At 62.8% G+C, this 6,500-nt stretch carries 6 protein-coding genes and 1 tRNA gene; 5 read left to right on the top strand and 2 right to left on the bottom strand.

All coding sequences use genetic code 11. The annotated features are described in order from the left end of the window. Positions 1-251: 251 nt before the first annotated feature. Together EOC06_RS29985 and EOC06_RS29980 are read left to right on the top strand one after the other, a co-directional pair. A complete protein-coding gene (locus tag EOC06_RS29985) occupies positions 252-641 on the top strand; it encodes a TIGR02300 family protein (protein ID WP_013528180.1) in 390 nt (129 codons plus the stop codon). 172 nt (positions 642-813) lie between these two features. Beyond that, positions 814-889, top strand: a tRNA-Ala gene (locus EOC06_RS29980). Positions 890-1,074: 185 nt separating this feature from the next. Here the strand turns inward: EOC06_RS29980 and dgoD are convergent. Together dgoD and EOC06_RS29970 are read right to left on the bottom strand one after the other, a co-directional pair. Continuing rightward, complete coding sequence (dgoD, locus tag EOC06_RS29975; protein ID WP_128309496.1) at positions 1,075-2,223, bottom strand: galactonate dehydratase; 1,149 nt, start codon at positions 2,221-2,223, stop codon at positions 1,075-1,077. 8 nt (positions 2,224-2,231) lie between these two features. Beyond that, entirely contained in the window at positions 2,232-2,978 is a 747-nt protein-coding gene (locus EOC06_RS29970) for a FadR/GntR family transcriptional regulator (protein ID WP_128309495.1), read from the bottom strand. A gap of 200 nt (positions 2,979-3,178) precedes the next feature. Here EOC06_RS29970 and EOC06_RS29965 point away from each other — a divergent pair, with 200 nt between their 5' ends. The 3 genes from EOC06_RS29965 to araH all read left to right on the top strand — a co-directional run. Further along, positions 3,179-4,168: an arabinose ABC transporter substrate-binding protein gene (locus EOC06_RS29965; RefSeq protein WP_027039820.1), complete on the top strand. Its 990-nt coding sequence runs from the start codon at positions 3,179-3,181 to the stop codon at positions 4,166-4,168. A gap of 68 nt (positions 4,169-4,236) precedes the next feature. Beyond that, positions 4,237-5,748 carry an L-arabinose ABC transporter ATP-binding protein AraG gene (gene araG / locus EOC06_RS29960; protein WP_128309494.1) on the top strand — a complete coding sequence of 504 codons (1,512 nt, stop codon included), beginning with the start codon at positions 4,237-4,239 and terminating at the stop codon, positions 5,746-5,748. A gap of 10 nt (positions 5,749-5,758) precedes the next feature. Continuing rightward, positions 5,759-6,500: L-arabinose ABC transporter permease AraH (gene araH / locus EOC06_RS29955; protein WP_128309493.1), on the top strand; the 742-nt coding region annotated here is incomplete at its 3' end.

The following is a 6,500-nucleotide window of genomic DNA, read 5'->3' as shown; positions in this document are numbered from 1 at the left end:
GGATTGGCGGGCGGTGGCCGGCTTGGGGGCGGCGGCGTGAGACATGGAATTTCCCTGGACGGAATGCCGGCAGGCCGGCGCTTTTCATTTGTTGCGGCGGTCTCGTAACACGGTGGGGCGAAATGGTCATCCCCCATGGTCGTCACTGACGCGAGGCCTTTCAATGCATGGTTTTGTGACGCCGGCTTTTCGCTTTGACAGCGCTGCAAACTGTGGTTAAGGGGACCACTCTTTTATTGACGAGGCTTGCCGTGGCAAAAACCGAACTTGGCACAAAACGTATCGACCCGGAGACGGGCCGAAAATTCTACGACCTGAACAAGGACCCGATCGTCTCGCCCTACACCGGCAAGACCTATCCGCGTTCCTATTTCGAGGAAGGCAAGATTGCCGCTCTCGAGGAGGAAGAGGAAGTGGCCGAGAAGGAAGTGGACGCCGAGGAAGAAGAAGGCGTTGAGGTCGTCTCGCTCGAAGAGGCTGATGAGGACGTCAAGGGCGACGACCTGCCGGATCTTGGCGACGACGAGGACGACGTCGATCTCGGCGACGACGAGGACGACACCTTCCTTGCCGACGAAGAGGAAGAAGACGACGATGTCGCCGACATGATCGGCGTCGGCGACGACGACGACGAGGTCTGATCGGCCTTGAAAGCGGGCGTTTGCGGGCTTTCGAGGCCTGAGAAGAAAAAGCGGCTCTCGAAGGCTTGATATCTGAGAAGGGCGGGGTTAGAAGCCGCCTGCACTAACGGCGCGGTCTCCAACCCGCGCCGGATCTCTTCGCCGGAAACGGCGCCGGTTGACTGCCGGAAGTGGGGCCATAGCTCAGTTGGGAGAGCGCTTGAATGGCATTCAAGAGGTCGTCGGTTCGATCCCGATTGGCTCCACCAAACAGTCCCTCTGCAATTCGCAGCCGATGAATGTGCCGCACTGCGGCCATTGCGCTTGATGGCCGGTTCAGGCAACGCCGCTGAAAGCGCCTCCAACGGAACGAACGAGCCATTTCTCGAGAGCAAATGCTCGCCGGACAAAGTCTTCACTGTTCATGGCGCTTAGAGAACGAAAGGCAGCCCGATCACCACTCGGCGAAGGAGCCGTCCTTGTGGCGCCAGATCGGGTTGCGCCAGCGGTGGCCTTCCCTGGCTCGTTCCTTGACATAGTCCTCGTCGATCTCGACACCCAGGCCCGGTCCGTCGGGAATGGCGACATAGCCATCCTCGTAGCGGAAGACATCCTTGTTGGCGGCATAGTCGAGCAGGTCGTTGGCGGCATTGTAGTGGATGCCGAGGCTCTGCTCCTGGATGAAGCAGTTGTAGCTGACCGCGTCGAGCTGCAGGCACGCAGCAAGCGCGATCGGCCCGAGCGGGCAGTGCGGCGCCACGGCCACATCATAGGCTTCCGCCATCGCCGCGATCTTGCGGCATTCGGTGATGCCGCCGGCATGCGACAGGTCTGGCTGGATGATATCGACGACACCTTCCTCGAACACCGACTTGAAGTCCCAGCGGCTGTAGAGCCGCTCACCGAGCGCAATCGGCGTCGAGCCAAGCGCGGCGATCTCCTTCAGCGCCTCGCGGTTTTCGCTGAGCACCGGCTCCTCGATGAACATCAGCCTGTAAGGCTCCAGTTCTTTGACCAGGGCACGCGCCATCGGCCGGTGGACGCGCCCATGAAAATCGACGGCGATGCCGATGTTGGGTCCGACCGCCTCGCGCACCATGGCGACGCGTTCGACAGCGGCATCGATCTTGTCGTGGCTGTCGACGATCTGCAACTCCTCGGTACCGTTCATCTTCAACGCCAGGAAACCGCGCGCAACCATTTCCCGGGCACCCGCCGCGACTTCTGCCGGCCGGTCCCCGCCGATCCAGGAATAGACCTTGATCGTGTCGCGCAGCTTGCCGCCGAGCAATTCATGCACAGGCACGCCGAGCGCCTTGCCCTTGATATCCCACAGTGCCTGGTCGATGCCCGCAATGGCGCTCATCAGGATCGGCCCGCCACGGTAGAAGCCGCCGCGGTGCATCACCGTCCAGTGGTCCTCGATCAGGCGGGGATCCTTGCCGATGAGGTAATCGCCAAGCTCCTTGACCGCTGCCTCGACGGTCAGTGCCCGGCCCTCGACGACCGGCTCGCCCCAGCCGGTGACGCCGGCATCGGTCTCGATTTTCAGGAACAGCCAGCGCGGCGGAACGATGTAGGTGGTGAGCGAGATGATTTTCATGCGCAGTCTCAGTTGCTCTTGAGTTTCTTGGCGCTGACGAGGTCGCGCGCCGCAAGGTCGAGGATCTTGTTTGCGGCCCCACGCGCCGCCTCGGCGTCGCGCATGCGCAGCGCCTCGACCACCTCGCGGTGCGCCGCCACGGCCTCCATGCGCCGGTCGAGCGAAATCACCGCCGTCGCCTCGAGCGAGAATTTCAGCCCGGTGTCGATGAGATTGCCGATCTGGCGAAAGATCGGGTTGTGGCTCGCCGCATAGACGATCTGGTGGAAAGCGATGTCGCTGCGCGAGAAGGCGGCGAGGTCCTCGCCGGAGCCGGCCATGCCTCGCCATGCCGCTTCGAGATCGGCGATTTCCTGCAGCGTCGCGCGGGTGGCGGCGAGTTCTGCGACCAGCGGTTCGATGGCGCGGCGCGTTTCGAGGATGGCATCGAAGAGCTTGTCGTCCAGCGCGTGCGGCGCGTGCCAGGCGAGCACCTGCGGGTCGATGATGTTCCAGTCGTCCTCGTTGCAGACGATCGTGCCGATGCGTGGCCGCGACAGCACCAGCCCTTTGGCGGCCAGCACCTTCAGGGCTTCGCGGATCACGGTGCGGCTGACGCCATACTCGACGCCGAGCTCGTTTTCGGTCGGCAAGGAGGAGCCGGCCGGATAGCGCCCGGAGAAGATGTCAGAGGCTATCGCCTTGGTCACATCCGGCATCACGCGCGGGCGGCGAGTGGTCGTATCTCCCGGGGCTTTTTTCAGAATCTCGGTCACCTCAGCCCTCCTCCAAGGCGGCGAACCGCTGGTTTCGCACAGCCGGTCCGCCCTTAACGGATGCGGATCAATTGCGCCAGCGATCGCTGGTCAGAGCATGTACATTAATTATCATACCAGATCAATTGACGAGTATGATAAAAGCGATTAGAGACTCCGGCATCCGGGCTGAGCGCCCGGTCTATCGCTGGGAGGTAATCATGCGACTTTTGAAGACCGCGCTCGTCGCGGGCGCGCTTGCCGTGCTGTCCGTCACGACCATCGCTGCATATGCTCAGGACACCAAGATCGGTTTCATCGTCAAACAGCCCGAGGAGCCGTGGTTCCAGGACGAATGGAAGTTCGCCGACCAGGCCGCCAAGGAGAAGGGCTTTACCCTGGTCAAGATCGGCGCCGAGGACGGTGAGAAGCTGATGTCGGCGATCGACAATCTCGGCGCCCAGGGCGCCCAGGGCTTCATCGTCTGCACACCGGACGTGAAGCTTGGCCCCGGCATCGTCGCCAAGGCCGCCGCCAACAATCTCAAGCTGATGACTGTCGACGACCGTCTGGTCGGCGCCGACGGCAAGGCGCTGGAAGACGTGCCGCATATGGGCATTTCGGCCACCAAGATCGGCGAAGCCGTCGGCCAGGCGATCGTCGACGAAATGAAGGCACGCGGCTGGAAGGCCGACGAGGTCGGCGCCATCCGCGTCTCCTACGACCAACTGCCGACCGCGGTCGACCGCGTCGAAGGTGCCATCTCGGTGCTGAAGGCAAACGGCTTCAAGGCCGAGAACATCTTCGACGCGCCACAGGCCAAGACCGACACCGAAGCCGCCCTCAACGCCGCAACGGTCGTGCTCAACGCCCATGCCGACATCAAGAAATGGGTCTCCTTCGGCCTCAACGATGAGGCGGTGCTCGGCGCAGTGCGTGCTTCCGAAAGCGTCGGCATCCCCGCTGACAGCGTGATCGGCGTTGGCATTGGCGGCGCGGATTCCGCAATCAACGAGTTCAAGAAGCCGACCGCCACTGGCTTCGTCGGCACCGTGATCATCTCGCCGAAGCGTCATGGCTACGAGACGGCGCTCAACATGTATGACTGGGTTGCCAACAACAAGGAACCGGAGAAGCTGATCCTGACTTCCGGTGCACTCGCCAAGCGTGACGACTACCAGAAGGTCCGCCAGGGCCTCGGCATCGAATAATCCTCCCTGTACAAACAGGCGGCGGCTCATCCCGCCGCCTGTTTGTCATGGCTCAAAAGGATCGGCTCGTGTCCTTTCTCGACTTCTCGCACATCACCAAGACCTATCCGGGCGTCAAGGCGCTGTCGGACGTCTCGTTCGGCGTCGACAAAGGCGCCGTGCATGGCCTGATGGGCGAGAACGGCGCCGGCAAATCCACCCTGATCAAGATCCTCTCCGGCGACCAGCATGCCGATCAGGGCGAGATCCGCATTGACGGCAGGGTTCAAGCCTATACCTCGACCCGGGATGCCTTCGACAATGGCGTCATTGTCATTCATCAGGAACTGCAACTCGTTCCTGAACTCACCGTTGCCGAAAACCTCAGCCTCGGTCGTTTCCCCGCCAACGCCGGCATCATCGCCGGTCGCCGGATGCTGGACGACGTCGGCGCCAAGCTGAAATCGGCCGGTATCGACATCGACATGCGCCGCAAGGTCAAGACGCTGTCGATCGGCGAACGCCAGATGGTCGAGATCGCCAAGGCGGTCATGCTCGACGCACGCGTTATCGCGCTGGACGAACCGACCTCGTCGCTGTCCTCGCGCGAAAGCGAAATCCTGTTTGCCCTGATCAATCGCCTGCGCAGCGAGGGCAAGGTCATCATCTACGTCTCGCACAGGCTCGACGAGGTGTTCCGGCTCTGCGACAGCCTGACCGTGCTGCGCGATGGCAAGCTCGCGGCGCACCACGCGTCGCTGAAAGGCGTCACCCGCGATCAGGTCGTCGCCGAGATGGTCGGCCGCGAGATTTCGGATATCTGGGGTTTTCGCGCACGAAAAACAGGCGATGTCCGCCTGAAGGTCGACGCTCTCAGCGGCCCCAAACTGCAGACACCGGCCAGTTTCGAGGCAAGGGCAGGCGAGATCGTCGGCTTCTTCGGCCTGATCGGCGCCGGGCGCTCGGAGCTGATGCGGTTGGTCTATGGCGCCGATCCGCGCTCGGGCGGCACCATCACCGTCGACGGCAAGCTGGTTCGCGCCACCGATCCGCGTGGCACGATCCGGGCCGGCATCGTGCTGTGCTCGGAGGATCGCAAGCATGACGGCATCATCCAGGGGCGCTCGGTCGAGGAGAACATCAACATCTCGTCGCGGCGCCATCACACACGCTTCGGCGTGCTCAACCGCGCCAGCGAGATCGCCACGGCCGAGACCTTTGTCAAGAAGCTGAAGGTGCGCACGCCGTCGCGCAAGCAGGACATCATCCACCTCTCCGGCGGCAACCAGCAGAAGGTCATCCTCGGCCGCTGGCTGTCCGAACAGGGCGTGCGGGTGCTCATTGTCGACGAGCCGACGCGCGGCATCGATGTCGGTGCCAAATCGGAAATCTACGAACTGCTCTACCAGCTTGCGCAGGACGGCATGGCGATCGTCGTGGTCTCGTCCGAACTGCCGGAAGTGATGGGCATCTGCGACCGTATTCTGGTGATGTGCGGTGGCCGCGTCAGCGCCGAGCTCACCCGCGACCAGTTCGCCGAAAAGGCGATCCTGGCCGCCGCTCTGCCCGATCAGAAAACCCCCGACGCGATCGCATCCTGAGGACTTTGGCATGACCGACCAGTTGAAAAAAATCCTGCTCGGCGAACAGGGCCTCGTCGTCATCTTTGTCGTCGCCTTCGCGCTGGTGTCGGCCCTGGTGCCGAACTTCCTTACGGACCGCAACATGCTCGGCCTGCTGCAGTCGGTGGTCACCGTCGGTATCGTCGCCTGCACCATGATGTTCTGCCTCGCCGCGCGCGACTTCGACCTGTCGGTCGGTTCGATCGTCGCCTTTGCCGGCATGGTCGCTGTGATGGCCTCGAATTACACCGGCTCGATCCTGCTTGGCCTGCTGGCGGCAATCGCCTGCGGCGCTTTCGTCGGCTTCATCAACGGCGTTGTCATCGCCAAATTTCGCATCAACGCGCTGATCACGACGCTGGCCACCATGCAGATCGTGCGCGGCTTTGCGCTGATCGCGTCCGACGGCCGCGCCGTCGGCATCAACAGCCCGGATTTCTATCAGCTGGCGCTCTCGAAACTGCTCGGCATACCGACGCCGGTCTGGGTGCTTGCCATCCTGTTTTGCATCTTCGGCTTCGTCCTCAACCGGACCGTCTTCGGCAAGAACACGCTGGCCATCGGCGGCAATCCGGAGGCCTCGCGGCTTGCCGGCGTCAATGTCGACCGGACGCGCATCTGGATTTTTGCGCTGCAAGGCGTCGTCTGCGGTATCGCCGGCATCCTGCTGGCGTCGCGCATCACCTCGGGCCAGCCCAACGCGGCGGTCGGGCTGGAACTCTCGGTCATTT

Origin of the sequence: Mesorhizobium sp. M7A.F.Ca.MR.362.00.0.0 (assembly GCF_004023175.1) — a bacterium.
In the GTDB taxonomy this organism is placed as follows: Bacteria; Pseudomonadota; Alphaproteobacteria; order Rhizobiales; family Rhizobiaceae; genus Mesorhizobium.
The sequence above is the reverse complement of the archived record's forward strand: the minus strand, read 5'-3'. Positions and strand labels throughout refer to the sequence as shown.

Bases quoted from the DNA above. Each gene is read 5' to 3' on its own strand.
- dgoD (WP_128309496.1), bottom strand. From the start codon at position 2,223: ATGAAAATCATCTCGCTCACCACCTACATCGTTCCGCCGCGCTGGCTG.
- EOC06_RS29965 (WP_027039820.1), top strand. From the start codon at position 3,179: ATGCGACTTTTGAAGACCGCGCTCGTCGCGGGCGCGCTTGCCGTGCTG.